The 25,882-nt window shown below is 56.4% G+C and carries 23 protein-coding genes; 19 read left to right on the forward strand and 4 right to left on the reverse strand.

All coding sequences use genetic code 11. From position 1 onward, the window contains the following. Nucleotides 1-371 precede the first annotated feature (371 nt). From AAA989_RS09835 to AAA989_RS09850, 4 genes are all read right to left on the reverse strand, one after another. Nucleotides 372-668 (reverse strand): PqqD family protein, encoded by a 297-nt coding sequence (locus tag AAA989_RS09835; RefSeq protein ID WP_338243092.1) that lies wholly within the window; start codon nucleotides 666-668, stop codon nucleotides 372-374. Then, nucleotides 658-1,485, reverse strand: a complete 828-nt coding sequence (locus tag AAA989_RS09840) for a hypothetical protein (protein ID WP_338243094.1) — start codon at nucleotides 1,483-1,485, stop codon at nucleotides 658-660. The genes AAA989_RS09835 and AAA989_RS09840 overlap by 11 nt, the downstream gene beginning before the upstream one ends. Before the next feature lie 351 nt (nucleotides 1,486-1,836). Next, nucleotides 1,837-3,711, reverse strand: a complete 1,875-nt coding sequence (locus tag AAA989_RS09845; protein ID WP_338243096.1) for an asparagine synthase-related protein — start codon at nucleotides 3,709-3,711, stop codon at nucleotides 1,837-1,839. Nucleotides 3,712-3,772: 61 nt separating this feature from the next. After that, nucleotides 3,773-4,930, reverse strand: coding sequence for a nucleotidyltransferase family protein (locus AAA989_RS09850; protein ID WP_338243098.1), 1,158 nt, complete (start codon nucleotides 4,928-4,930; stop codon nucleotides 3,773-3,775). Nucleotides 4,931-6,179: 1,249 nt separating this feature from the next. Between AAA989_RS09850 and AAA989_RS09855 the strand changes: the two genes are divergently transcribed. The 19 genes from AAA989_RS09855 to AAA989_RS09945 all read left to right on the forward strand — a co-directional run bounded on the left by AAA989_RS09855 (nucleotide 6,180) and on the right by AAA989_RS09945 (nucleotide 25,874). Then, entirely contained in the window at nucleotides 6,180-7,067 is an 888-nt protein-coding gene (locus tag AAA989_RS09855; RefSeq protein ID WP_338243100.1) for an SGNH/GDSL hydrolase family protein, read from the forward strand. A gap of 179 nt (nucleotides 7,068-7,246) precedes the next feature. Next, a complete protein-coding gene (locus tag AAA989_RS09860; RefSeq protein WP_338243102.1) occupies nucleotides 7,247-7,861 on the forward strand; it encodes a class I SAM-dependent methyltransferase in 615 nt (204 codons plus the stop codon). A gap of 89 nt (nucleotides 7,862-7,950) precedes the next feature. Beyond that, the gene (locus AAA989_RS09865) at nucleotides 7,951-8,175 is read left to right on the forward strand and encodes a hypothetical protein (protein WP_338243104.1); all 225 of its coding nucleotides are present in this window, start codon (nucleotides 7,951-7,953) and stop codon (nucleotides 8,173-8,175) included. An 84-nt stretch (nucleotides 8,176-8,259) separates the two neighbouring features. Then, a complete protein-coding gene (locus AAA989_RS09870; RefSeq protein ID WP_338243106.1) occupies nucleotides 8,260-9,348 on the forward strand; it encodes a glycosyltransferase family 4 protein in 1,089 nt (362 codons plus the stop codon). A 178-nt stretch (nucleotides 9,349-9,526) separates the two neighbouring features. Then, entirely contained in the window at nucleotides 9,527-10,996 is a 1,470-nt protein-coding gene (locus AAA989_RS09875; protein WP_338243108.1) for an oligosaccharide flippase family protein, read from the forward strand. Between the two features lie 14 nt (nucleotides 10,997-11,010). Continuing rightward, nucleotides 11,011-12,366, forward strand: a complete 1,356-nt coding sequence (locus tag AAA989_RS09880) for a glycosyltransferase family 4 protein (RefSeq protein ID WP_338243110.1) — start codon at nucleotides 11,011-11,013, stop codon at nucleotides 12,364-12,366. After that, complete coding sequence (locus AAA989_RS09885; protein WP_338243112.1) at nucleotides 12,363-13,106, forward strand: FkbM family methyltransferase; 744 nt, start codon at nucleotides 12,363-12,365, stop codon at nucleotides 13,104-13,106. Before AAA989_RS09880 ends, AAA989_RS09885 begins: the two co-directional genes overlap by 4 nt. Before the next feature lie 16 nt (nucleotides 13,107-13,122). After that, nucleotides 13,123-14,064: a glycosyltransferase family 2 protein gene (locus AAA989_RS09890; RefSeq protein ID WP_338243114.1), complete on the forward strand. Its 942-nt coding sequence runs from the start codon at nucleotides 13,123-13,125 to the stop codon at nucleotides 14,062-14,064. Then, nucleotides 14,061-15,032: a glycosyltransferase family 2 protein gene (locus AAA989_RS09895; RefSeq protein WP_338243116.1), complete on the forward strand. Its 972-nt coding sequence runs from the start codon at nucleotides 14,061-14,063 to the stop codon at nucleotides 15,030-15,032. The genes AAA989_RS09890 and AAA989_RS09895 overlap by 4 nt, the downstream gene beginning before the upstream one ends. Nucleotides 15,033-15,107: 75 nt before the next feature. Next, entirely contained in the window at nucleotides 15,108-16,091 is a 984-nt protein-coding gene (locus tag AAA989_RS09900; protein ID WP_338245493.1) for a glycosyltransferase, read from the forward strand. Further along, entirely contained in the window at nucleotides 16,088-17,338 is a 1,251-nt protein-coding gene (locus tag AAA989_RS09905; RefSeq protein ID WP_338243118.1) for a glycosyltransferase, read from the forward strand. The genes AAA989_RS09900 and AAA989_RS09905 overlap by 4 nt, the downstream gene beginning before the upstream one ends. Next, nucleotides 17,338-18,081, forward strand: a complete 744-nt coding sequence (locus AAA989_RS09910; RefSeq protein ID WP_338243119.1) for an FkbM family methyltransferase — start codon at nucleotides 17,338-17,340, stop codon at nucleotides 18,079-18,081. The genes AAA989_RS09905 and AAA989_RS09910 overlap by 1 nt, the downstream gene beginning before the upstream one ends. Nucleotides 18,082-18,156: 75 nt before the next feature. Beyond that, complete coding sequence (locus AAA989_RS09915; protein WP_338243121.1) at nucleotides 18,157-19,470, forward strand: glycosyltransferase; 1,314 nt, start codon at nucleotides 18,157-18,159, stop codon at nucleotides 19,468-19,470. Next, the gene (locus AAA989_RS09920) at nucleotides 19,467-20,639 is read left to right on the forward strand and encodes a glycosyltransferase family 4 protein (RefSeq protein WP_338243123.1); all 1,173 of its coding nucleotides are present in this window, start codon (nucleotides 19,467-19,469) and stop codon (nucleotides 20,637-20,639) included. The genes AAA989_RS09915 and AAA989_RS09920 overlap by 4 nt, the downstream gene beginning before the upstream one ends. Beyond that, nucleotides 20,636-21,838, forward strand: coding sequence for a glycosyltransferase family 4 protein (locus tag AAA989_RS09925; protein WP_338243125.1), 1,203 nt, complete (start codon nucleotides 20,636-20,638; stop codon nucleotides 21,836-21,838). Before AAA989_RS09920 ends, AAA989_RS09925 begins: the two co-directional genes overlap by 4 nt. 533 nt (nucleotides 21,839-22,371) lie before the next feature. Further along, the gene (locus AAA989_RS09930) at nucleotides 22,372-23,307 is read left to right on the forward strand and encodes a hypothetical protein (protein WP_338243127.1); all 936 of its coding nucleotides are present in this window, start codon (nucleotides 22,372-22,374) and stop codon (nucleotides 23,305-23,307) included. An 11-nt stretch (nucleotides 23,308-23,318) separates the two neighbouring features. Beyond that, nucleotides 23,319-24,452, forward strand: coding sequence for a glycosyltransferase (locus AAA989_RS09935; RefSeq protein WP_338243129.1), 1,134 nt, complete (start codon nucleotides 23,319-23,321; stop codon nucleotides 24,450-24,452). Nucleotides 24,453-24,465: 13 nt separating this feature from the next. Then, the gene (locus AAA989_RS09940; protein ID WP_338243130.1) at nucleotides 24,466-25,023 is read left to right on the forward strand and encodes an LbetaH domain-containing protein; all 558 of its coding nucleotides are present in this window, start codon (nucleotides 24,466-24,468) and stop codon (nucleotides 25,021-25,023) included. Then, a complete protein-coding gene (locus AAA989_RS09945) occupies nucleotides 25,023-25,874 on the forward strand; it encodes a glycosyltransferase family 2 protein (RefSeq protein ID WP_338243132.1) in 852 nt (283 codons plus the stop codon). The genes AAA989_RS09940 and AAA989_RS09945 overlap by 1 nt, the downstream gene beginning before the upstream one ends. Nucleotides 25,875-25,882 lie beyond the last annotated feature (8 nt).

Raw genomic sequence — 25,882 nt, forward strand, 5'->3', positions numbered from 1 at the left:
TGGAAGTCGCGCGGCCAGAGTTCTAAGCCTGCCAAACCATAGGTCGGGAGCGAGGGAGCCGATAGCTCGATGTTCGTTTCCACTTCCCGGCGTCATACCCTAGCCCCGCATTGCCCGCACGATGAACACGCTGGAGGACCACCTGCCTCGTCAACTTCTGAGCGCAGCACAGATAAAGCTCGGTCCGATTGTGTTGCCCAGCGCCTAGCTTCGACCCCTCGATTACTGAACACAGACTTTAGGCCATTAACCCGAGTGTCAACAAGGTTCTGTGGTACTTACGGACAGAATGTTCCAGTCTCCGTGCCAATTCGAAACTGTTCGTGCCCCAAGGTTCGACAGGGTACTTTTAGCCAAGTTATAATGCGTCGCTATTTGGCTGGTTGCGGGGTGATCAGGCGCTGGCCAACCATGTCTTTGAGCAAGCAAATGACATCGTCTTTCGCACGAGCGGCATCGATGTCGTATTCCAGGCAAATGGATGCGCAGATGTCGTGCAAGCTCTGCCCCCTCTTGACGTCTCCCCAGATTTGCGTGCCAACCGCATCAAGGCCGATATAGGTGCCTGTCTCTAGGTGCAGGATCACGGTCTCGCCGGATACCTGCGTCTCCACAATATCGCGACTGACCACCCAGCGAGCGTTCTCGCCGATCTTCTCATGATTCATGACCTCGTTTCTTCTCCTCGTTGACCCTATCGCGTTGGTCATCGCGCTGGTTCCCATGGCCGGCCACTGCGGCACGGATCGCCGCTCTGAGCCGAGGCAAGGTCTGGTAATCGTGAGAATAAGTCATCCTGAATGCCCGGGCTTTCGAGGCGATAAGGGCGCAGGCTTCGAGTTTCGTGCTCGCGCGCTCGAGATCGTGGATATCGAGAGAAAAGCTGTTCTCGACCAGCGCCATGCAGGCTTCGGCGGCGAGCATTGGCGCAATACGGGCTTCGCTTGGGTCTGGGCGCGGATCGAGGACGAATAGGCCGCCGAGACTTGCTGGCGCCAGCCCATTTCTCAGGCCGCGGCAATGCACATGCATCTTTGCGGAATAACTGGCGACGGTGCTCGTCCAAGGGGGATAGGCGAAAAGGTGCGCGATGGAATCGGGGTTGAGCCGCAGGTCTTTGACGAGCGGCCGAGCGAGCAGTTCCTCGCCCTCGCGCTCGAGGCAGATCGCGTCGTCGGTCATGAGAGTGTAGCCATCGTGCAGGAAACTTGCAGCGAGGGTGGACTTGCCAAAGCCGGTCGCGCCAAGGAACAGGTATGCATGCCCATTATGCTCGACGCCCGACGCATGCAGGACCAGGTGCCCGAGTTGCGCGGCAAGCCGGGGTAAGAGCTGGTCGACAAGCAGGTGCTGGATATTGCTGGCCGGCGTGGCCGGGGGGCGATGGAGCAGCGCTATCTTCTTCCCGACAGTGGATACCATGAACTGTACGCCTCCCGGAAAGCGGACCACGATCTCGTGGCAGGGGGTGCAGGTCTGCGACACGGCGCAGTAACCGTCATCCCACGTCCCTCTCGCAAGGTGTTTCACTTGCCTTGGGGCTACCCAGGGAGAGGTCAACTCCCATCCGTCGAGGTGTGCCACGCGCGGCAGGCTGAGATCGTCATGACCGATTGCACGGCTATCGCAATCCTGCCAAACCCTGCCAAGCACGGGTCAGCCACGCCTTCTGGCAAGAGGGGCGGAAGAGTTTTCGGCTGCCGTTCCGCTTCCGCCTGCGGTCAGTTTGGTTACCGATCCGTAGACGTGCAAACGGGGGGGCGCGTAGGCGCGCTTGCCAGCAGAATTGGCAGGCGGAACAGTCAAGTATTTTCACCCCTCGATACGTATTAACGCTTAGTGCAGCGCCAGCCACGATGCAAGGTGATGCGCGCGGATTACTCCATCAATGTCTTCTGCCTTCGGGAGATCGCCCTCGGTCGGTCCGAGGCACTGGGACCGGACCAAACCATCTAGTCGTAAGCCCCAGTTCGGGTCGCTTCCCCACGGCAGCTTCCGGTGCGAAAAAAGCGCCTGGGTGAACGCGGAGCCCAGGTGTTCCTTGCCGCGGCGCCAAGCCACGCGGTCTGGCAAAAGCCCTTTCATCGCCCGGCGAAGAATGATCTTGGGCCAACCTCCTGCCTCGATCTGCCCGGGCGGAAGCGAGAGGCAGAACCTGACGAGGCGGAGATCGCGGAAGGGATCGCGCGGTTCGATTCCGAGGGCCGAGGCGACGCGGTCGTACCGTTCCCGCGCGACAACCGCGTAGGGGTGAACCAATGCGAACTGGCGCTGCGTGAGATCCCAGGTCTTGGGGTCGATGGTGCGGCGAAACTGTGCGCGCCGGTCCGCCAGATTTACCCTTTCGGCCAGTTCGATCGCGACGCAGCTGGACCTGCCGTTTGGCGGCATCGTATCATTCGCGATAGCATGCCTGATCCGGCGTAGGGGTTCCGGCACATATGCCCGGTATGCGCTACGCATGAAGGTCTCCAAGGCGGGATACGCGCCGCCCCAGAAGGCCTCGCGGCCCTTGGCCTCGCGCCACGCGCTGGAGAGCTGGAGCCGGGCGAAATAGTGGGGGAGGGGGTCGTGAAATGGAAGGGTCGTGTCGCCCGCCACACCATCGAGGACGATCTTCGCTCCCTTGGCCTTGGCGAGGCAGTAGACGGCGCGCACGAGCGTCATGTTGCCATCGAACGGCTCCTGGCTCGCGTCGGTCAGCCGCTCCAGATCCCGCTGGAACTGCCCGAGCATCTCGTAAGCCACATAGGAAGGCACGATGCCGGGCATGGTGCTGGCGGCCCTGATCGCGCGGGTCTCGGCGCACGGCGAGGCTTTCGCACTCACCGCCGAAAACGTGGGCAGGGGATCCCCGCCGGTGGCCAGGAGCAGCTGGCTCGCAACCGCCGAGACCGAGCCTGAATCGACGCCGCCCGAGAGCATTGACCCGAGCTTTCCCGAGTGCCGGAGGCGCGCGCCGACAGCCTTTGTAAAGACTTCCAAGAAGGCCTCGGCGTATTCCGCATCGCTCGAACAGTGCAGGAGCGGGACGTCGGGAAGCTGCCAATAGGGCCTAGAGACGAGTCCGCGATCGTCGACCAGGAGGACCTGCCCCGGTGCAAGGCGCTTGACCTCGTGGAAGAAGGTGGAGGTGAGGTCATAGGCCTCGAGATCTTCGAGATAATCGGCGACCCGGCCCATGTCGATCGTGCGATCTGCAAGGCCGTGTGCGAGCACCGCCCGCGCCTCGCTCGCGAAGACGAAGGCCTTGCTCTCGCGGTGCGTATAGAGGAGCTGCCGCATGCCCATGGGATCTCTCGCGCAGACCAGGCGCCGCTGCCGCGGATCCCACAGCGCGAAGGCAAAGTCGCCGACAAGGTGCTCGAGAAAGACGAGGCCAAGTTCGCAATAAAGGCGCAGGACAAGCTCGCCATCGCCCATGCTGGCTGCATCGGCGCCGAGCCCGAGAAGCGCGAAGAGCTCTTTGCGATTGTCGAGCCGGCAATCGGCGGTAATCGCGCAGCCGGTCGGGCCATGGACCAGAGGCAGGCGCTCGTTTTCGGCTTCGGGTGTCGTCGCCAGCAGCGTGTGTCCCAGGCCCACGGAGCCGCTGGTCCAGCTCGCCTGCCCCTCGGGTCCGCGCACCTTTAGCGGTGCGATGAGGCGTGCCATCTCGGCCTTGTCGACCGGTCGTCCGTCGAGGGTGAGAACGCCGCAGATTCCGCTCATCCCGCACCTCCAGTGGCCGAATGATGGCAGCGCGCTGGGCTGGATTGCGAGTCCTCGCGGTTCACTGCCCGCGCCGCCCCAGCCGGACCATTTTCGCCAGCAAGCGGCGACCGTATAGCGCCGCGAGGGGCCATCTCTCCTGTTGCGGATACTTGCTGCGCATGAAAGCGGCGGACGGAAGGGCGTGAGCGAGCACCATTTGGAGTCGCCGCTTCGTGCTGCCGATGGCCCTCAGTTCGGTCGCCAGGCGTCGCAGGTCGCTGGGCTCGTCGATGAAGCTGAGCACCCAGCTATCAGGCGAGGCAGCCGCCAGCTCGCGCTCGACGCATTCGGGGATGGATGTTCCCAGGGTTTTCCTGGCGAAGCGCAATCCATCGAGGCAGATCGCGGCGACCTCGCGCTCGCAGGTCAGACGGACAAGTTCGGCCCAGTCCGCCTCGCCGTATTCCCGGGCGAGCAGGTGATAGTCCATGGCCCACACAAGTCGGTCGCCGTCGTAGTGATTGCAATCCACCGACACGTATCCGCGGGCGGCGTGCGAGGCGCGGCTGAGGCACCCGTTCACGAGCCGGGTGACAGGGTCGCTGGCCCGGGCAACAGGGTGCAGACGAGGCAGGGCGATGGATCGCTCAAAGCATTCCTCGACCGGCAATACCCGGTCAAGCGCATTCGAGTTGGTGACGCGCCAATGCAGGTCGATATCGTGGCTCGTACCGTCCAGAGCCCGGTGCTGCCAGACCTCCTGGAAGTGGATGTCACCGAATGGCCCATGGGTATTGTGGAGGCGCGTGAACCCCAGCTGTGTAAACACGTCTCTTGCGCCAGCAAGGTCGGTGTCCCTCACGAGAAGGTCGGTATCGCCTCGGCGGCGCAGGTTTGGCTGCGGGTAGAGCGCGTAGGCCATGGCGCTCCCTTTGGTAACGACGCTCGGGATGCCGGCCGATTGCAGGGCATCGAGTAACTCGCGCAGAACCTGGAGGTGCTTCAGCTCCCACATGGCCTGCGCCAGCGCCTCTGCGCGGATGGGCGTCGTTACCGAGCTGGGCCAGCCCGCCAGGGCGCCGGCCTGGTCGACGAGCAAGCCAGCAATCCCGTGAAAGAACACCCGCCGGGCGAACTGCTCTTCGAACTCCCGATCCGTCCAGGCCGGCGGCCATGGCGGGGCCTCGCCGCGAAGATGCGACGCGAGGAATCCATCGATGGACGGTGCTGCGCTCAACCGGCCGGCACTCCCGTAGCCAAGGCCGATCGGGCGATGCAGCCGGCAACGGGCGGCGGTGCGCCAGCCTGCAAGGTTCCCGCTCGTGCTCTCGGCCGGGCGAACCGCGAGCCGGACCAACGAGGGGAAGACCACGCGCCGGCTGGTCCCTGGCTCGAGCGTGCAGACGAGCTCGCAGGTGTGAAACTGCGCGGCGCGAGTTCGCCGTCGCTGAACCGCACGTGCGGCTCGTCGATATGGCAAATGCAACCGATCGCCTTGTCACACCACGCCGAGGATCGCTGCTGGCGGGCGAACCCTTCGGTATGCGGGCGATGGCCATGGCCGGGCGCGGCGAGCTTGCCCCCGTAGGAGGCAGAAGCGAAACGCGGCATGCACATGCGTCCGAAGATCCGCTGGACGATTGTCCCTGGCGCAGGTGGAGAGGCCGTCACGGGATCGCCTCGCTGGCCGTGGCAAGGGTGCGAAAGGTGAATGCCGGGCTCTGGCCGGTCCCCGACAATTGTGCTCGCCTCGGCGGCACCCGCCTTCGCGCGCGCGGCATGCAGCAGGTCGCGGGCGAGGGCAGGGGGGAGGAAGTGGTCCTCCACGAAGACGACGGGATCGGGCGGCGCAATCGTCGCGGCTCCTCCCTCGTTCGCTTGCGACCTCGCGTTGTTCTCGGCCATGGTCCAGGTCCCCCAACCCGATTGCCGTTCCCGCGGGCGACCGGGTGACTGAAAAAGCAGACGGCCGGCGGATAATCGACCATGCAGCGCTTGCCCCTTCTGACATAATCTGGTCAATGCTGCACGGCAACAAAGCGCTGAACAGGCGCGAGGTTTGGCACTGCGAGGGCTCGATTCCTACGCAGTGCGGTAGCCGTTGAAGACCATGATATTCGGCAATTTCCCACTCGAGAACGATATCGGCGCACTTGGGGGCCCGGCCTGCCGCGCAGGGCGCTGGACCAACCGGCGGATACCCGCAGCAGGCGCAGATTGCTGCGCGCCTAGCGAGGAGCCCGTACAGTGGACGTGGTGCGGGTAAGCAACGGCCCGCATCGCGGGGCGCAAGCCCGAACGGGCGCCCGCAGCGAAGGCCAGCTTGGCTGGCCGGGAGCGAGGATATTGCACGCCGGGCGGCGTGCAGAAATCATATCTTTCAATCGACGTTATCGCGCGAGGGTGGGGTGAGGGCGAAGAGACATGCGGAGCTATAAAAAAGGACATACGGCTGGCGGTGTGTCAGACGATGATACGCAAACTTCATGATTAGGAGCAAAAAAGCCTTTGGCCTTGGTCTGGTGGCAGTCGTCGGACTTGTAGGGGCAGGCGAACTTTTCGCCCGCTCAATTCTTGGGCTGGGAGACCCTCCCCTGACGATCCGCGACCCTGAAATCGAGTACATGTTCAAGCCCGGCACTTACGAGCGTTTCGGAAACAGAGCTTATTTCAATCAACACTCGATGCGCTCACCGCCCTATCAGCCGGATGCCAATCTGAAAGTACTCGTCCTCGGCGACAGCGTCATCAATGGCGGCGCTTTAACCGATCAGGACGAGTTGGCTACTGAGTTACTCAGGAACTCCTTGCCGGAGGGCTCGTGGGTTGGAAACGTATCCGCGGGGTCTTGGGGGCCTGCAAATATGTCTGCCTATCTCCAGCGCCACGGCACATTCGATGCGGATTACATCTTCGTTGTCCTTAGCAGCCATGATCTAAACGATGTACCGACATATGCCGAAGATCTGGGTGATGATTTACCAGAAACAGCACCAGTCTCAGCCCTGTACGAAGGAGCGTATCGGTATTTGCCTCGATATTTACCTAATTGGCTCAAAAATAGTGCTCCGTCAGAGCCGACGGATATGATTGCGGAAAAAAGCGACGGAAAAGATGAACTCCTCGAGCTAGTTGAAATTTTAAAATCGAGCGGGCCAGAAGTTCATTTTTTTCTTCACCCCACTTCCGACGAGATCCAGAATGGACGCAGCGCAGAAGGTCAGTATCTCAAGGACCTGCTATCTTCTAGCGGCGCGGATTACACCGAGATGGCTCTGGATTCCGCCAATTTCAGGGATTCTATTCACATCAACGCAAAAGGCCAACGAGCATATGCGCGGGCATTTGGACGAGCGCTGCTTAGCCGACATTGAAAGTCGGTGTTATCGCGCGAGGGGAAAACTTGCTGAACTATAAAAGGCGTCTGGAAATCGACGCTATCGCGCGAAGGCACGGTTATTGTATCGCGGACCGGCCTTAAAGGGCTGGGACGCGCTTCTTCAAAACGAGGGTTTATAATGGCTCGCCCTAACCCGCACTCGGAGCATGTCAGATGACCGTTACGCCTGACTACAATTATCACCGGTCCGGCGCTGCCCATACGCATGGCTATTTAATGCCGGTTGTCGAGAGAGTTCTTGAGTTGATCGGACAGGGCAAAACAATCTTTGAACTTGGTTGTGGCAACGGCTCGAATGCTGCGTATTTGACATCCAAGGGCTTCTCTATCGTAGGTGTCGACCCATCCGAAAGTGGCATCGCGATTGCCCAGGCAAACTTCCCGGAGTGCCGGCTAGAGCTCGGATCTACAGATGACGACTTGGGCGAGCGGTATGGACAATTCGACGTAGTCCTTAGTCTCGAAGTCATCGAGCACGTTTATTCCCCAAAGCGGTATGTCGAAGTTGTCAGGTCTCTTTTGAAGCCAGGGGGATGTGCGATCATCAGTACCCCTTATCACAGCTACCTGAAAAATTTGACACTTGCTGTAACTGGCAAAATGGATGACCATTTCACAGCTCTTTGGGAGGGCGGCCACATCAAGTTCTGGAGCCCTAATACGCTCACTTCACTTTTTGAAAACGCGGGCTTCAAGCGGACTGCGTTCTATCGAGTTGGGCGAGTCCCTTCTTTGGCGAAATCCATGATTCTAGTGTTCTCGAAATAGATGTCTGCAAGATCGGCAGCGAGTGTTCATTTGGACTTATCGCGCGTGGGCAACCGGTGAGGACGTCGCGGCTCAAAAAGGCGGTGACCATGTCTCTCAGCCTCGCCGTGCTTGGCCACGTGGCTGCCGAAATCTTCGCGCATCCGGCGCTCGGACTTGGCGAACCGACAGTCATCAACCTCAATCCGAAGGTCGAATATATGTTCAGACCGGGTGAGTCGACTTCTGAGACGGTCCCGCTGCCTCGCCTTGAAGAAATTCTTGAAGGCGAAGAACCCGCCCTCATCGAATTCGACGTTAAGGCGTACCTGTGAGTTCTCCAGCAAGAGTCTAACTACTTTAGCGTGCAAGGGATTTCGTCAAACGGTCGAGGCGACCACGCAAGTGGAACCGCGTCTTTGAAGGTTTTTGCCCTTGCGGCTGAGGCCTGGGGAGGAACCGGGGGCATAGCACAGTCGACCCGTGACTGCCTGCAAGGTCTCATTTCGATGCCGGAAATCCGACAGATTGAGGTTTTCCCGCGCCTGGCCGGCAATTCGATTGAGACGCCCCCAGGTATTTATCAACACAAACCGCAAAGCGGGCGAATCACATATTCACTACAGGCAATCATTGCTTCTCTGCGAATGGGGCCCGATCTGGTCTATTGCGGTCATGCCTTCATGGCTCCTCTCGCTGCGGTCATTGCTCGAATGTGCGACGCATCTGTTGTGAGTCATGTGCATGGCTTGGAAGTATGGCGGCCATTAGGTTGGGCAATCCGGCGATCTCTCGCGGCGAGTGATCTCGTCCTCTGTGTAAGCAAAGACACCGCTCAGAGGGTGATTGCGGCGACTGGTATCGAGCCGCCTCGATGCGCTGTGATATTGAACACTGTGGACGAACGATTTGTGCCGGCGGACCGTGATGCGGCTAGGAAGAACCTTGGTGTGCTGGAGGACGAAGTTGTCCTCGCTACCGTGAGTCGCCTTGATTCCCGTCAGCGTCATAAGGGCCATGACCGGGTTATTTCCTTGCTGAGTGAGTTGCGGGAAAAGGTTCCCGCTATTCGTTATCTGATCGCGGGGACAGGTGATGATCGAGAGAGACTCGAAGGCCTTGCCCGGGAGCAGGGGGTGGAAGATCTCGTCAGGTTCCTCGGCTATGTTGACGACAACGATCTGCCCGATCTGTATCGCGCCGCTGACTTGTATGTGATGCCATCACATGGAGAAGGCTTCGGCATAGCTTTCGTTGAGGCCATGGCTTGCGGCACTGCGGCAATTGGCCTCAATGCCGGTGGAGCGGAGTGCGCATTAAGGCATGGGGAGCTAGGTAGGGCGGTTGCGGAAGCGGAATTTCCAAACGCCCTTTCCGACGCTCTAACTCGAGGCTGGCCGGACCGTGGCTCCCTAGCAAAACGCACGAGAGAGATTTTCGGCAGGCCACATTATGAAGCACGCCTTGCCACGGTTTTTTCTCAACTGTTGGCTGAGAGGCAGAATTGACCATCTTCCGGAACTCCGGTTGGGACTTCGACAGGTGCTGGCGGAGTCCCGTTCATCATTAGTCCAAGAGCCACGGTGCACTCGATAGCAGAATTCCTTAGAAACTTGCTGCAATCATTGGCTGCAATCCAGCGTTGCGCTTCCCCAACCAGGGCCAGCGGATGCGCGGCGTGAGCAATTGAGTTCTGCAAACGCTCGTAGCGCACTCGCGTGGGCTGGCGGTGTCCAGGTCATTCGAGATGTAGCCCAATTCGGGGCTATGCTAGTTCTCGTTCGGCTGCTGTCGCCCGAACAGTATGGTGCGATGGCGCTTTCACAGGCAATTCTGGGCATTGTGACGTTGATTGCTGCGGGTACATTTGTTGGTCATGCACTTCAAGTCCGCGACCCGAGCACGATTGACTGGCAGTCGCATTTTACTGCAGCAACTGTCTGGAGTGCAGCGATTGGACTAATCGTCCTTTCCGCCGCCGAGTTTCTCGCAGCGCCGGTTTGGGGTGCTGACGTCGGCCAAGCTCTTGCGCTACTCTCCCTCGTTCTTTTCATTGGGGCGCCGGCTGAAGTTCGGAATGCCATGTTGAATGCCAATCATAATTGGGCTCGCGTTCGACTATTGTCTCTCTTGGGCACCTTCCTAGCGCTAGGTGTTGGCATTGGCTTGGCTCTTGCTGGTTTTGGGGTCGCTGCCCTTGCCGTGCAGCCCGCCTTATTTGTACTGCCTGCTGCAATTGACCTATTTTGGTCAGGCTTCAGACCAACCTGGCAATTCGATAGAAAATACTACCGCGATGTCATCAGCTTTGGTCTCAATCGCTTCACCGGCGGGGCACTTGGTGCCGCACGTGGCTTCATTGAACAGGCATTGATGGCTGCAACTTTTTCATTAGCCGTGAACGGTGTGTACGGCCGTAGCTTAGGGTTAGCCAATCTCTTGGTGGGCCGACTTGGGATGATTTCCGTTGGCGCGCTCTACCCTATCCTGACTCGTGCTGAACGCGGCTCTAGCCAATTTCGACGTAAAGCGGCGCTTGTGCTTCAAGGCATTGCATGGATAGCCATTCCAGCAGCGACTTATTTGGCGATCGAGGCAGATCCTATCGTCGCGTTGCTCTACGGCGACGGCTGGACGAGCGTTGCGCAATTGCTGCCGGCGGCAGCAGCGGTCGGCGCCGCGGGAGCGCTGCATTTCACAGTTAGCCGAGTATTGCTCGCAAACGAGTCTAGAAATGCGTCATTGGCGATTGATGTTAGCTCAGGCATCGTAAGTATCGCTCTTGCCTTTTGGTTACTTCCGCAAGGGCCATTAGTCTACCTCTGGGCGCTAGCCATTGTCGGCCTGATAGGATTCTTGTTCGGAGCATTTTTCCTAATACGAGACCAAGCAGTCGGTTTGGCTGGCTTAGCGTTGGCGACAATACCGCCAACTCTTGCCACATCATTAGCTGCAATTTCCATTTTCTTAATAAAGTCGAAATTTCAAGGACTTTGGCCAATTTTTGATCTAATAGTCACGGCAGTTTGCTTTAGCTCAGTATTCTCCTGTTTTTTGTTGGCATTTTTCAGAAGATCATTGTTTGATTTACTTGCGATTTTACCAGGCGGGCCACGCCTAATCCGCGTGATTTCGCTGGGACAGCCCCTCATCTGAATTATGAAAGGCTCATGAGAAACTTAAATCGCATTGTTGTTGTTGTACCTGACTGTGGAGAGGGTGGACTCTTTCAGTTCTACAACAAACTTCTGCCAGAACTCGCCCTTCATGCAGATGTGCATGCAGTATTTGCTAGCCCATATCATACCTCGTCTGCCCCCTCGATTCCAGGTGCTACCTGTCACTTCATTCCCGCCGAGGCAGCAGCGCCCCTTCGAAGTGAAATCGGTCGGGGTGTGCTATCGTTAGCGCCTGATATAGCGAATGCTGTCGCAGTCGCATATCGCGCCTGGGATGTAGTGCAAGCGCTAGAGCCGGACATTGTCGAGGTTTGTGATTGGCCATTCTCGTTTGTTCCAGCTGTCCTTGAACAATCTGTCCCCTATCTGGTCCAGTGTCACGGAAGTGCCGGGCAAATCGCTCGACATGACCCGCAGCAGGGGCATGCGGCTTCAGATCTTTTGGCGCAACTCCTGGAACCCCAGCTCCTCGCCGTTGCTCACCGGGTTCAAACTTACAGTGAAGCGAACGCACATTATTGGCTCACCGAAACTCGACGTGAGATAAATGTGATCCGTCCTGCCTTTCCTCTTTCTGAAGTGCCTAAGTCTGAACAAAGAGCCCCAGGCAGTCCGGCCGTGTTTGGGCGGCTGCAGCGCTGGAAGGGTCCGCATACTCTTTGTGAAGCCCTGCGGTTATTGGGCCCCGACGCGCTTGAAGTGAATTGGTACGGCAGCGTGAAGCCTTGGGGAACTAGAGGCATTACGGCGGCTCAATATCTGCGCAGCGTTTTCCCTGAGATTTGGGGGGAAAAATTCATCCATCACCCTGCAATCTCTCGGACTGAGGTCTCAAAGATACAGGCTCAGGCAAGATTTATTATAGTTCCGTCGACTTGGGATGTATTTAACTTCACTGCCGTTGAAGCCATGTCGTCTGCTAGGCCCTTAATGATCTCAACAGGTGCCGGAGCGAGTGAATTGATAGTTGATGGAGAGAACGGCTTTACTTTTGCCAACGAGGATCCTGACAGCCTTGCCACAGCGATGGATCGTGTCCTCTCCATGTCTCGCCACCGGCTGCGTGAAGTTGGCATGGCCGGGCGCGAGACGGTGCGTACTGCACTAGATCCCCGACGAGTTTCCGAAGAAAGGCTGGCTGCTTACCAGGAAGCGGTGAATTCGTTCTCTTTACACCCGCCAAGGCGACCAAGCTCCGCTCTCAGTGATATTTTCGATCCAAGAATTTCCCAGACGATAGGAATTGATGAGTTGCTTGGTGCTTTGCCTTTAAAGAGTATCGGCCGGCATGTCAGCGATCGCCTCCTTCAAAAGGTGCGATCCCGTCTAGGACTCAGACGAGCATGAGAGTCTTTGTCGATATCGGGGGGTATTTAGGACACAGCGCGCTGGCTGCTTTGGACCCGATTTTCAATTTCGATCGAGTGCTCTGCTTTGAGCCAGTGCCGCATCTTGCGAAGCAGATCAGGGCCATCGGAAATAAGAAGCTTTTGGTGGTCGAAGCGGCTCTATCAGACAGAGAAGGGCGTGCAATACTGCATCATGCTGGAACACTTGCAGGCTCTCTCTTCGCCGAAGCGCCGAGTTATGGTGGAGAGACAGATCCAATTGAAATTGTGACGCTTCGTGCCTCGTCATTCCTTTCAGCGCTATTGCCGAGCGACGCATTTGTCCGGACAAAATTCAATTGCGAAGGAGCTGAGGCGCTTATCATTCGCGATATCTTAGGGTCTGGCAAAATCGAGCTTTGCGAGCAAATATTATGCGGCGCGTTGATCGATTTCGACATCGATAAGATTGAGCGAGGCCAGCGAACCCGCACGGAAATTGAATCGGCTTTGGCGGACCGGCAGATCACCTATTGGACGCCGCCCGAGTGCCAGTATGGCATGGTCACAAATTATGGTGCTGTTCGAAATTATCTCATCTTGTCCGGAGCCGCATTACCGGGCTTCTTTCCTCGCTTGCGTAGCTTGTTCTACAATCTCCGACTGTTGAAAAACCCTGAGTTGAACGGCTATCATAAGATGAAGATATTGAAGGTTTTCCCGTCGTTGCGTCGGTTTGCAAAATCGGTAAGCAAGTAACTCATCAGGCTGTGCCATGTCTCATCAAACCATCGCGCTTTTGATACCTGCCTATAACGCAGCTAGTTTCTTACCCCGCCTCCTGCGATCCGCGCAGGCGCAGTCAGAGCCGTTTGACATGATCTGGGTCTATGACGATTGCTCGACGGACAATACAACGGCAGTAGCTGAACAAATGGGTGCACGCGTAATGCGTGGTAACATCAATCGGGGATGCAGTGCCGGAAAGGACGCCCTCGCGCGCTATGTAGAAGCAGACTGGCTGCATTTCCATGATGCCGATGATGAATTGCTCCCCAACTTCGTTTCTTTGGCACGGAAGTGGATTAGTGGGAAATGTCCGGATGTCATTCTTTTCGACTACGAGTATCGCGACGATGAAACTGACGAGTTGCTATCAATCCGGAATTTCGATGCTGACGAGCTTGAATGTGACCCGCGTTCTTATGCCATCCGTGAGCAAATTAACCCCTTTTGCGGTCTCTATCGCCGCTCGGCATTCCTTGAAGCCGGCGGCTACATTGATCCGCCGGAAATGCTCTATAATGAAGATGTTGCGTGTCACATACGGCTGGCCTTTGCCGGCCTCTCCTTCGGTGCCGAGAACGAAGTCTCGATAATTAATTACCGCCGGGGCGGATCAATGTCGGCGGCGAACCAACTAAAATGTCTGCAGTCTCATTTTGCAGTAATGCGCCGAACCTTGGCGCATGAAGATGTGGGACCGTATCTGCAGGATGTTGCCATGAAGCTGTGGCATGTAGCCGGTGCACTCGCTGCGTATGGCGATTCTGACAATGCGCTTTACGCAGTAGACTTGGCTGCCCAGATCGCTCCGCCTCCAACGTCGTCAGGTAGCGGGGTATTCCGCGCCGTAGCGCGGCTCCACCCTCGCTTGGCTCTTCGCCTGCGGGAGAGATGGATACGCATGGCCAAGCCGGCGCTTCGGGCAAAATGACTTCTCCTCTGATTTCTGTATGCATGCCGTGCTTTAACGCAGAGGCTCACGTCGCGACTGCCCTGGATAGCGTGCTTGCTCAAACTTGGTCTCAAATTGAGATCATTGCCGTAAACGATGGTTCTACCGATCGGACTGGAGAAATTCTTGAATCCTATCGAGCTCTCGGTGTGCACGTACTGCACCAACAAAACAAAGGGCAATGTTCGGCAGCCAACAATGCATTCGCGCAAGCGAAAGGGGAGTTGATAAAGTTCTTTGACGCTGATGACATTCTAGCGCCAGATATGATTGAGCTGCAGGTTGCAAGCCTGTCAGGACGCCACGACGCTATTGCAATGGGAGAATGGGCAAGGTTCTATTCGGAACCTAGCGAGGCTGAGTTTCAGCCGCTTCCGATGTACCGGAATGCTGAGCCTTCGGAATGGCTGACCGCCGAGTGGTCGCATGGAGAGCCGATGATGCAATGTGCTCTTTGGCTGATCCCACGAAATCTGATTGAGCAGGCAGATGGGTGGGATGAGCGGCTTTCACTGATAAATGACTTTGAGTTCTTTACGCGGCTACTCTTGAAGGCTCAGGAAATCGTTTATGCGCGGGATGCTAGACTGTATTATCGTTCGGGCATTGAAGGGAGTTTGTCTGGGCAAAAAAGTCGTAAGGCCGTCGAATCTCAGTTCCTTTCATTGACGCTCGGTGTTGGGCATCTACTCAAGTGCGAGGACAATCCCCGCACCCGGCGAGCTTGCGCCAACATCCTAAAAGCCTTCGACTACGAACATTACCCACATCATCCGGACTTGAGAGCTAAGATTTGTGCGCGAGTTGCTGAGCTGGGCGGCGCCGACATCGAGCCGAGCGGCCCTCCCGGCTTTCAAAAACTGCGGCCTTGGGTTGGATGGAAAGCCGCACGCCGCGCTCAGCGGGCCGCAGAGCGAATTGGCATCAATGCCTCAGGGCGCTGCTAAAGTTGGAGAAGCCTCATCCGTATTGCCCTCACTGCCGATCCTGAAATCCCCGTCCCCCCTCTCCATTATGGCGGGATCGAGAGAATTGTGGACATGCTTGCCCATGGCCTCGCCGAGCGTGGTCATGAAGTGACATTGTTCGCCCATCCCGATAGCAAAAGCCCTGGCGGTTTCATGCCTTGGCCTGGCCGGTCTAGCCAGCCGGTCAGCGACACGCTCCGTAATGCTGCAACGTTGGCGCGCACGGTCGGACAAGGGCGCTTTGATGTCATCCATTCCTTTTCGCGCATTGCTTACCTCGCGCCGATCCTGCCATTGGCGGTCCCGAAGATCATGAGTTATCAGCGAGATATTAGCCCAAAGACGGTACGTTTGGGCCACGCTCTGTCTCGTGACACCCTAAGCCTCACGGCCATCAGCCGCTGGATGATGGCTCCGGTCGAGCATATTGGGCGCTGGGCATTGATTCCCAATGGGGTCCCGGTTGCGCGCTTCACGTTTCGGCCGAGCGTAGCCTCTGACGCACCACTCATCTTTCTCGGGAGGGTCGAAGAAATTAAAGGACCTCATCTTGCCATTGAGATCGCTCGGAGAACAGGTCGGCGCCTGATCATTTCGGGAAATATTCCCGACGAGAAGCGAGCTTGGGTCGAAGCGCACGTCCTTTCCAAGGTGGATGGCAATCGCGTCCGCTACGTTGGTCCTGTCGACGACGAGCAAAAGAACGCCTTGCTTGGCGAAGCGGGTGCGTTGCTTATGCCGATCCTCTGGGAGGAACCTTTCGGCATCGTTATGGCTGAGGCCATGGCATGTGGAACGCCAGTTTTGGGGCTTAACCGCGGTGCCGTCCCCGAAGTGGTAGAGAACGGGGTAACGGGTTTTGTTTGCGAGAAGATCGATGAGCTTGTCTCCGCAGTGGCGAAGCTGTCGACCATCGATCGAAAAGCATGCCGGGATCGCGTCGAGCAGCTTTACAGCGATAACGCGGTGGTAGATGCCTATGAGAAGCTCTACTTTGAACGCCTTGCTGAACCGAGGAAGGCAGAGCTTCATAAGTGAATCGAATTTGCCTGATCTCTCCTGGACATCTGTCGACGAACCCTCGTCTTGTTAAAGAGGCGGTGGCATTGAAGGAGGCTGGCTTTGAGGTGTCCGTAATCCATGGACGCTATCAGAAGTGGGGCACTGAACATGACGTGCCAATTGCTCGCCAAATCGGCAAAACCTCAGCGGTTCCGTTTGGTCCTGTTGAGACATCCCCGGGATCTTATTTTCGTCAGAATTTCGAACGTCACTGCGCTAAAGCTTTCTTAAAAGCAAATTTGATCACATCCCGGGCTGTCGAAAGTGCTCATCATCCTATCGCCAGAGACTTGGCGACCGCCGCCTTGGCTGAGCGGGCCGATCTTTATATCGCCCATTACGTCGCCGCGCTGTCCGCAGCTGCGCGTGCCGCGCATCGGCATGGAGCCGTCTTTGCCTTTGATGCTGAGGATTATCACCTTGGCGATCTTCCCGATCTTCCTGAGCATGACTTGGAGAAGAAAATTATCCGGGCTATCGAAGGTCGCTATTTGCCGCGGGCTGCATATGTTACCGCTGCCTCCCCGATGATTGCTGAGGCCTATGCAGTTACATACGGAATCGAATTGCCTACAACTGTCCTGAACGTTTTTCCGAGAACAAATGGAGTGGCGGCACCTTCGCCGAGAGGCACCGCTGAACCTGCGCCCAGCCTTTACTGGTTCTCGCAGACAATCGGACCAGGCCGAGGCCTTGAAGTCGCAATTAATGCGATCTCTCGCTCTTTTAGCAAACCGCACCTCTATCTTCGTGGGGCAGGAAGCGCATCGTACCGCGATGCGTTACACAATATTGCCTTGAGAGCGGGTGTTGCCGATCGTCTCCATTTTTTGGCTCCTGCTGCGCCTGAGACACTCGAGCGATTGGGGGCTGCTTACGATTTGGCATTTTCTGGAGAGACTGGCTTTTCGGAAAACAACCAAAAAGCTCTTGCAAACAAACTCTTCAGCTATGTTCTAGGCGGGCTTCCGATCCTTGCCTCAGATACGCCCGCCCATCAGGGAATCATTGACGAGTTTGGTCCTGCGATGAGCATTTTCAGCACCAATGATCCCGAGGGGCTGGCAAAGGCTTTGGATGATTTCTTACTCAATCCGGCGCGGCTGGCGTCAGCTCGAGAGCATGCGTGGCGCCTTGGACAGGATCGATTCAACTGGGAGGTAGAACAAATCGGCTTTCTCAAGACGGTGAAAAGCGCTCTTGCTCGCAGGAAAGTCTGTTGATGAAAACATTTGTTAAATCCGTCATGTCGAGAACGCCGTTCAAGATAACCCGTCAGGGGCGGGCAAATCGCTTCGCTGCGATTGAAGGTGCGCTCAAAAGCCTCAGCAAGCGAGGGTTTGAGCCAGATCATGTATTTGACGCAGGTGCAAATGTTGGCTCTTTTGCTTCTTTCGCGTTGCAACTTTTCCCGAAGGCGATGGTCCATTCAATTGAGCCGCAGCCCGGCTGCCAAGAATCGCTTGAAGCTCTACGTTCGAAATCCGGTGGTCGTCTAGCGATCTATCAGGCAGCTCTGGGCGCTCCCGAGCAAAACGGCTCAATTGTGAACCTTGCGGCTGATGCTGCATCCACTTCGACCGGTGCGCATATCGTCTCGACCGCTGGAGCGGGCAAAACTATCGAGGTGCGCTGCATCACTTTGGACCGGCTGCTACAAGGCGCCCTTGCGGCCTGCGAAGGCGCGCTCCTCAAACTTGACCTCCAGGGGTACGAATTAGAAGCATTGCGGGGCGGGGCGTTGACTCTAGGAAGGTGCGAGGTCGTCCTGACAGAGTTCTCTTTTTATTCTCAGGACTACGAGCCTCCGATTTTGGATCTTGTTTCCTTTATGGCGGAAGCTGGCTTTAAGCTTTACGATGTTGCCAGCATCTATGCGCGGCCGCGAGACGATCGACCACGCCAAGGGGACTTCATCTTTGTTCGCGGAAGCAGCCCGTTAATGGTGGATAACTCATGGAACTGATGACAATACGCTCGCGGATTCGTGGGAATTGTCAAGGGTTATTAAGTGCTTGAGCGATCCATGCAGGGCTCGGATTTGAAATCCGTACTGATCGTATCGCCGCACTTCCCGCCATCGACTTTGGCAGGAGTGCATCGTGCACGCCATCTGTTGAAGCATCTGCCGACACACGGATGGCATACGAAAGTGATCTGCGTCGATCCCACACACCACGTTGAAAAGTTGGATCCTGAACTTGAAAGCCTTGTTCCGGCAGATGCGGCAATTATCAAGACTGGGGCGCTCCCGGTGTCCATAACGCGCCGGTTCGGCATCGCGGGTGACATCGGTCTAAGAGGCTTGGCCCACATTGGTGCCGCTATAAAGCAGGAGATGGAGGCAAGCCGACCGGACGTCGTTATGATAACCGGATCCCCTTATTATCCGATGCTGCTTGCAGGCTGGATCGAAAAGAGGTGGGGAGTTCCGGTTGTCTTGGATTTTCAGGATCCGTGGGTCACGCCCGTTGGAGCGGCGGCTAAAGTCGGCACCAAAGCATGGCTTTCTCATCGGATTGCTGTTGCATTGGAACCCGTCGCTATTCGATCTGCCGCCTTCATCACCTCTGTTTCCGATCGGCAAAACCAGGAGCTTGCAGAGAGGCATCGATGTGTCGACCCCGCGCGTATGGCTGGGATTCCAATCGGCGGCGACCCGGCAGACTTTGACGCCTTGCGCGACATATCGAAGCAAAAGCTGCTTGGGGCTCAATCTTTTCCGGTTCTTTCGTATGTGGGGACCGCGCTTCCGCGTTCGGCTCCCTTGTTTCGAGCATTGCTCAAGGGGCTCGCCTTGGCGCGGACTGCGATCCTAGCTCCAGCCACCAAGCCAATTATTCGCTGCGTCGGCACCAGCAATCAGCCAAACGATTCCGCGACCTTTCGCATCTTACCGATTGCAAGCGATGAGGGTGTGTCGGAAGCTGTCATCGAAGAGCCAGCGCGGGTTCCGTTCCTTGATGCATTGGGCATTCTTGCCAACACAAGCGCTGTGCTCATGATCGGCTCTGATGAACCCCATTACACGGCATCCAAAATCTACCCTGGGATGATGTCAGGTCGCCCTTTTCTCGCACTATTTCATCGCGCAAGCAGTGCCCACTCGATCTTGTCGAACGCGGGGGGGGGCATCGTCCTTGGGTTTGAGACGCCAGACGAACTTGAGGGGCTTCCGCCAAAGATCGCAGAAGCGATTGTCACGCTCGTCACTAAGCCAGACAGCCTTGGGAAAGTGAACCAAGCCGCCTACGCAAACTACACTGCTCATGCCGTCTCTGGGCGGTTCGCCACGATCTTCGATCAACTTCGAAATTACCGGCATAGTTCCAACTTGCTCACTTCTACCAAATGACACGCCTCGCCATCCTCGCCTCGCACCCTATACAATACTACGCGCCACTCTTCCGCGAGCTTGCGCGAAGGATAGACCTTACTGTGTTCTACGCACACAATGCTACCGCGCAGGATCAGGCTCGAGCAGGTTTTGGTGTAGGCTTCACTTGGGACGTGGACTTACTGTCCGGCTACGACCACGTGTTTTTGGGCAACGTTTCGCGCAAACCGGGACTAGGGCGGTTTTCGGGAGTGGACACGCCAGAAATAGGCCAGAGGCTGAGCGAGGGGCGGTTTGACGCGCTTCTGGTAATGGGTTGGTATCTCAAGAGCTTCATCCAAGGGCTTGTCTCGGCCAAGCTCTCGGGCATCCCGGTGATGGTCCGCGGAGACAGCCATCTCGATACGCCGCGAAACGCACTGAAGCTCATGGCCAAACGAGTGCTTTATCCCCGCTTTCTCGGTCAGTTCGACGCTGCGCTTGTGGTCGGAAAGCGCAACCGAGCTTATTGGGAATACTACGGCTACCCACAAAACCGGATGTTTGATGCGCCGCATTGCATCGACAACGCATTTTTTGCCGATCTCGCAACACAGGATGCTCGGATGATGCTAAGGCGCGACCTTGGAGTTCCTGCGGATGCAAAATTGGCGATGATGGCCGGAAAGCTCATCCCACTGAAGCGTCCAGTCGATCTCGTGGAGGCTGTCGCAAAAAGCCGTCAAGACGGAGTCAATGCTCACGTCCTCGTTGCGGGCTCTGGCCCTTTGGAGGAGCACGTAAGGGCTCGATGTTCGGAGCTTGGCGTGCCTCTGCACCTGCTTGGGTTCTGCAATCAAACTCAAATGCCGGCCGCTTATGCTGCGGCTGACGTATTGGTGATGTGTTCAGAAAGTGAAACATGGGGCCTCGTGGTCAACGAAGCCCTTGCCAGCGGAACGCCCGCTCTTGTCTCCGATGTTGTCGGATGCGCACCGGACCTTCTCGAGGCGCTAGGACCTCGCGCGGTCTTCCAACTCGGCGATATCGACGACCTCGCAGCTAAGCTGAAAAATGTTTTCGAAGCCCCTCCATCTGACCAGGAAATTATTGGCGCAGCCAACCGTTTCGATCTTGGCGCTGTAGCGGATCGCATAGTCGCTGCTGCCAAGCTTCAAAGTAAAAATAGCAAGTGCGTCGGAAAATGACTCAAGCACCTCGAATACTAGCCGTGATTGGCAGCCGTGTGCTTTACGGTCAGGAGCGAGCAAACCTTTCGGTGATTGAGACGCTGCAGACGCAAGGGTGCGAAATTCTCGCTGTGGTTGAGGATCACCCATCATTCAGAAGCATGCCCCAAGAGATGGAAAGACGCGGTATATCCTACCTCAAGGTGCCGATGATTGGACGCCGCGTTGAGGGCTATCTGTTCGATTTCCTTTTCGGCAACCCCGTTCGTTTCCTGCAACTATTCAAGAAACTTCGTGGGATATTACGCGATTGGCGACCCACGCATATTCATGTCCCAAGCCCAGTTGCCTTCATAATGGCGGATGCAATAGCGCCATCCAATGTTCCGATAATATACAGGCTGGGCGACAAGCCTTCCGCGCATAACGCTCTTTGGCGCTGGATCTGGCGGCGGATCGCACAGCGCGTAACGCATTTCGTCGCTGACTCGGATTTTATATCGAAAAATCTCCAGGAACATTTCGGAGTTTGCGAAACCCGAATTACCGTAATATTTACTCCTCCGGCAGTCCGATTAAATCCGCCTACGCCGGATAATTATGCGGAAAGTTCAGCAAATATTTTATTCATAGGGCAAATTTCAAAAAATAAGGGTGTCGATATATTAATAGAGGCATTTAAAATTATTTTGAAAGAACATCGAAATGCAAGTCTAGTTGTTGTGGGAAGGGTTTCCGAATGGTTGGGAGACGATTGGGCGCGACGGTTGCGTGACGCCACACTCTCGGACCCTGTGATCGGGCCCCATGTATCCTTTGTGGGAGAACAGGAAGACATCTATTCCTTCCTCGCGTCGGCAGCCTTCTTAGTGGTGCCCTCGATCATTGATGAAGCCTTTGGCTTGGTTGTGGGGGAGGCAAAGGTCGCAGCAAGGCCTAGCGTCGTATTTCCTCGTGGCGGACTGCCTGAGCAAATCATCCACGGCGAGGATGGTTATATCTGCCGTGATACGAGCGTAGAGGCTTTGGCCGATGGGCTACGGTACTATCTTTCGGACCCGGATCGGGTGCAAGAGCATGGGCAGAATGCCTTGGCATCGATCAGTCGCCTCGGAGCCGATCAATTTGCGCAGCGATGGCGCGCCATTTACGATGCGACAATGTTGACCCCAGGTTCATCTATCGGGAGACGATGGGAGCGCAAGGAACTTCGTTGACCCATATCTCCTTGACAGCTCGACGCCCTAAACGCAGTAACTTTTCGCCGCCAACGTGGGGCTGGCTACCCCTGGCCGTTCTGCTAACGCTTGCAATCAGCGGACCCAACCTCTTCTTGGGGCTCTATTCTGTAGCGGTACTTGTCGTTGGTATCCGCCTACTATGGCGTCCGGGTGAGCCGCCAATCCTTTTGTTCATCTTCCTTTACCAATGGATACAGTCTTCTGCCGGACTGCTCCGTGCGAATTTCCTGGGTGTCTCCTTAGCTCGTTTGGAACCTGATCCGAGGTTTGAAGTCGGAGCGTACGAATTTGCATCGGGTTTGATGTTGACTGGAGTTCTTGTCTTAGCATTCGCCATGCGGGCTGTCGCAGGTCATCCTCTTCGCGATCTCCATGTTCGATTGAAGGCGTATGTAAATGCTCGACCATTTCGTTTCTGGCTGCGCTTATACGCAGCCACTTGGCTTTTCGCGACATTATGCGGCATAATTGCCCCTTCGGCGGGGGGCTTGCGAATTCCAATCCTCACGATGGCTGAAATTAAATGGGCTGGCTTTGTTCTGCTCACATTTGCCGCCTTTATGGGAGCGGCTCCTTCCGCTCGGCGTACGTGGGTGCTTATCTTCTGTTTTGAATTCATTCTATCGTTGGGGGGATACTTCTCAGACTTTAAAGACGTATTCCTGTTTGCTCTCTTCGGCTTGGCTGCTGCCAACGTGCGCTTCGGGCCGCGTATACATATCTGGGGCACGGCGATTGCGGCAGTTATGTTAGCGCTCGCCGTCGTCTGGACGGCCGTTAAAGAAGATTATCGCGAGTTCGCAAACCTAGGCACGGGTCAACAAGTCGTCATGGTCAGCTTTGGCGAACAAGTCGCCGAACTCGGGAGGTTGGTACGAAAATTGGACGGGCCATCGCTTTCGAAAGCATCTGACGAGCTTATTCGCCGTGTAGAGTACCACAAATTTTTTGGAGTAGTAGCCAGCCGCGTTCCTTCTATTATGCCGCACACTGGCGGTGACATATGGGGCGAGGCGATCATCCGTCCTTTCATGCCGCGGGTGCTATTTCCAAATAAGCGGGCTATCGATGATTCCGATTTGACAAACCAGTATGCCGTGAGCGTCGCGACTGCTGAGCAGGGGACCTCAATAAGCCTTGGCTACATGGCAGAAGCTTACATTGATTTTGGCCCAATTTTCATGTTCCTCCCGATTGCGATGTTAGGCGCCGGCATCGGTCTATTTTATCGCTGGCTCTTGAGAAGACGTGGGTCGATGGTTGTAATTGGGGCTGCGCTCGCCCCGTTCGCCTTAATGCCGGCGCACCTAGCTGAGACTTCCATTCTGAAAATGGTGCCTGCACTGTTTTTGACGCTGCTTTCTTGCGCGGTAGTCATCAAATTCCTTGCGCCATTCGCCCTTCGCCGCGGATCGCGACGCATTTCACGGAATGGGACACGTTGAAGTCAATACATGTGATTGCTGGTCTAGGGGCGCACAACGGTGGTCCGTCCTATTCGGTGCCTAGGCTTGCAAAGGCGCTATCAGACTTGGGCAGTTGGGCTGACATTTACACGGTTGTGGATTGCTCGCACGAACCGCCCGAACCCAATGTCTTCACTTTTCCGCAAGATTGGGGATCTATGCCGGTACTTTCTGGCTTGCGAGCGTCTCGCTCATTGTCGGCCGGCCTCGAGATGAGGGCGGCCGATGTCGATATCCTCCATAATCATGGCCTTTGGCTGATGCCAAACGTCGCGATCGGACGGGTAGCGGCCAAGAGCATGAAACCACTTATTGTTTCACCTCGTGGAATGCTTGCCCCAGAAGCCTTGCGTTTCTCAGCATGGAAGAAAAAGTTGTTTTGGGCTCTATTGCAAAAGCCTGCATTCAAACAGGTTGTGGCATGGCATGCAACTAGTCAGGAAGAAGCTGACGACATCCGTGCTTTTGGTATAGAAGCGCCTATTGCCATTATACCCAACGGGGTAGATGTGACTACGGCTACGGCGAAGCATGATCCTAGACGCCAGAAGCGGACTGCCCTCTTCCTTTCTCGCCTTCATCCGAAAAAAGGACTTCCTGGCCTCATCGCAGCATGGGCGGAAATTGCGCTCCAGAGGCCTTCATGGGAACTTGTAATTGCCGGACCGGACGAAGGAGGTCATCGTGCAAAACTCACTCAGCAGATCGAAGAGAGCGGCGCGACCTCGATCCGGTTCGCCGGCCCCATTTATGGATCGGAGAAAGCGAGACTGTTGACTTCGGCAGACCTCTTTGTTCTGCCAACGAAAAGTGAAAACTTCGGCATTGCGGTAGCCGAGGCTTTAGCGGCTGGAGTACCGGCGATCGTCACCAAGGGTGCACCTTGGTCCGGCCTAAGAGAACAGAACTGCGGCTGGTGGATTGACCATGGAACAGAACCCTTAAAGGCCACGCTGCTCGAGGCCACCGCCTTACCCTCGGAAGTTCGCAAGCAAATGGGGGCCAGAGGACGCGCCTGGGTGCTGCAAGACTTTGGATGGGATGCAATCGGCCGGGAGATGGATGCCACCTATCGGTGGGTTGCAGGTAATGGGGACTTTCCATCCTGCATGTACCCGGCGTAGCGTCTTCGAAATCATGACATCCCTTAATGACATCGCTGCCAATCGGCGCGCGCAGAAATGGACCAAGTCCGAATTGTTTCGTCGCGTTCTTTGGGGTTTTCTCTCCCGTCCGCTTTTTGCTTGGACACCCCGGCAGCTTTGGGCCTGGCGGCGATTCATTCTTAGGATTTTCGGAGCACGTATCGGCCGTGCGGTTCATGTATACCCCAGCGCAAAGATCACGCTCCCTTGGAACTTGTCGATTGGAGATAACTCAGCAGTTGGCGACGGCGCGATTCTTTATGCGCTTGGTCCAATCACGGTGGGGGAAAGCGCGACAATATCGCAGAACGCGCATCTTTGCGCCGGCAGTCACGATTACACCGATCCGGCAATGCCGCTCATAAAAATGCACATCGACATCGGCGATGATGTGTGGATCTGCGCGGACACCTTTGTTGGACCCGGTGTGACGATTGGTGACCGCGCGATCGTCGCTGCACGGGGAGTAGTGGTCAGCAATGTTCCCGAGAATGTGATAGTGGGAGGCAATCCGGCCCTCTTTATCAAGCAAAGGCCACCGTTCGGCTGATGGGTAGTATTCCGATTTCGGTGGTCATTCCGGTCCGCGACGAGGAGGCCAACCTTGCCGCCTGCCTTAAGCGTCTTGGCGAATTCGCTGAGGTAGTGGTGGTTGACTCCGGTAGCACAGATCGGACCTGCGAGATCGCCACCGAGTATGGAGCTTCGGTTGTGCAGTTCGCATGGAATGGACGTTACCCGAAAAAACGCAACTGGACGCTGCTCAATCAAAACTTGGAAAATGATTGGGTGCTGTTCCTTGATGCCGACGAATTCATAACGCCCTCATTTTGCAGCGAGGTCCGACGCGCAATCCAAACTGAACGTTTTGATGGCTATTGGCTGAACTACACAAACCACTTTCTAGGGACCCCGCTGCGGCATGGTGATCCGCAGCGCAAGCTTGCGCTCTTCAGAGTGGGGAAGGGCCTATACGAGAAGATTGATGAGGCAGCCTGGTCTGGCCTTGATATGGAAGTGCATGAGCACCCACTGATCGAAGGCGAGGTGGGAGAGATCGCTGCGAGGATTGATCATCGCGATGATCGCGGCGTCGCCAAGTTCATTGCCCGCCACAAGGATTATGCCTTGTGGGAGGCAAGTCGGACTTTGCAACTGCGCGACACGGGTAGGGACGCGTGGGAGAAACTCACAGAGCGACAACGGAAGAAGTATTCCAATATCGACAAGTGGTGGTTTGCCTGGGCCTATTTTGCCATGAGCTACGTCGCAAAACGAGGCTTTCTCGATGGTGGAGCGGGGTTCGCCTATGCCGCTTACAAGCTGTGGTACTTTGCGACCATCCGGCTGTTGATTAAGGAACGAATTGCGGTGGTGAGGGGACTTTCTGAGCCCAACTGATTGGTCGC

This window comes from Aurantiacibacter hainanensis (assembly GCF_036321025.1).
GTDB classification, from domain to species: Bacteria; Pseudomonadota; Alphaproteobacteria; order Sphingomonadales; family Sphingomonadaceae; genus Alteraurantiacibacter; species Alteraurantiacibacter hainanensis.

Coding starts and splice junctions, on each gene's coding strand:
- AAA989_RS09835 (WP_338243092.1), bottom strand. CDS start 668: ATGAATCATGAGAAGATCGGCGAGAACGCTCGCTGGGTGGTCAGTCGC.
- AAA989_RS09845 (WP_338243096.1), bottom strand. CDS start 3,711: ATGAGCGGAATCTGCGGCGTTCTCACCCTCGACGGACGACCGGTCGAC.
- AAA989_RS09855 (WP_338243100.1), top strand. CDS start 6,180: ATGATTAGGAGCAAAAAAGCCTTTGGCCTTGGTCTGGTGGCAGTCGTC.
- AAA989_RS09860 (WP_338243102.1), top strand. CDS start 7,247: ATGACCGTTACGCCTGACTACAATTATCACCGGTCCGGCGCTGCCCAT.
- AAA989_RS09865 (WP_338243104.1), top strand. CDS start 7,951: ATGTCTCTCAGCCTCGCCGTGCTTGGCCACGTGGCTGCCGAAATCTTC.
- AAA989_RS09880 (WP_338243110.1), top strand. CDS start 11,011: ATGAGAAACTTAAATCGCATTGTTGTTGTTGTACCTGACTGTGGAGAG.
- AAA989_RS09885 (WP_338243112.1), top strand. CDS start 12,363: ATGAGAGTCTTTGTCGATATCGGGGGGTATTTAGGACACAGCGCGCTG.
- AAA989_RS09890 (WP_338243114.1), top strand. CDS start 13,123: ATGTCTCATCAAACCATCGCGCTTTTGATACCTGCCTATAACGCAGCT.
- AAA989_RS09895 (WP_338243116.1), top strand. CDS start 14,061: ATGACTTCTCCTCTGATTTCTGTATGCATGCCGTGCTTTAACGCAGAG.
- AAA989_RS09910 (WP_338243119.1), top strand. CDS start 17,338: ATGAAAACATTTGTTAAATCCGTCATGTCGAGAACGCCGTTCAAGATA.
- AAA989_RS09920 (WP_338243123.1), top strand. CDS start 19,467: ATGACACGCCTCGCCATCCTCGCCTCGCACCCTATACAATACTACGCG.
- AAA989_RS09925 (WP_338243125.1), top strand. CDS start 20,636: ATGACTCAAGCACCTCGAATACTAGCCGTGATTGGCAGCCGTGTGCTT.
- AAA989_RS09930 (WP_338243127.1), top strand. CDS start 22,372: ATGGCTGAAATTAAATGGGCTGGCTTTGTTCTGCTCACATTTGCCGCC.
- AAA989_RS09940 (WP_338243130.1), top strand. CDS start 24,466: ATGACATCCCTTAATGACATCGCTGCCAATCGGCGCGCGCAGAAATGG.
- AAA989_RS09945 (WP_338243132.1), top strand. CDS start 25,023: ATGGGTAGTATTCCGATTTCGGTGGTCATTCCGGTCCGCGACGAGGAG.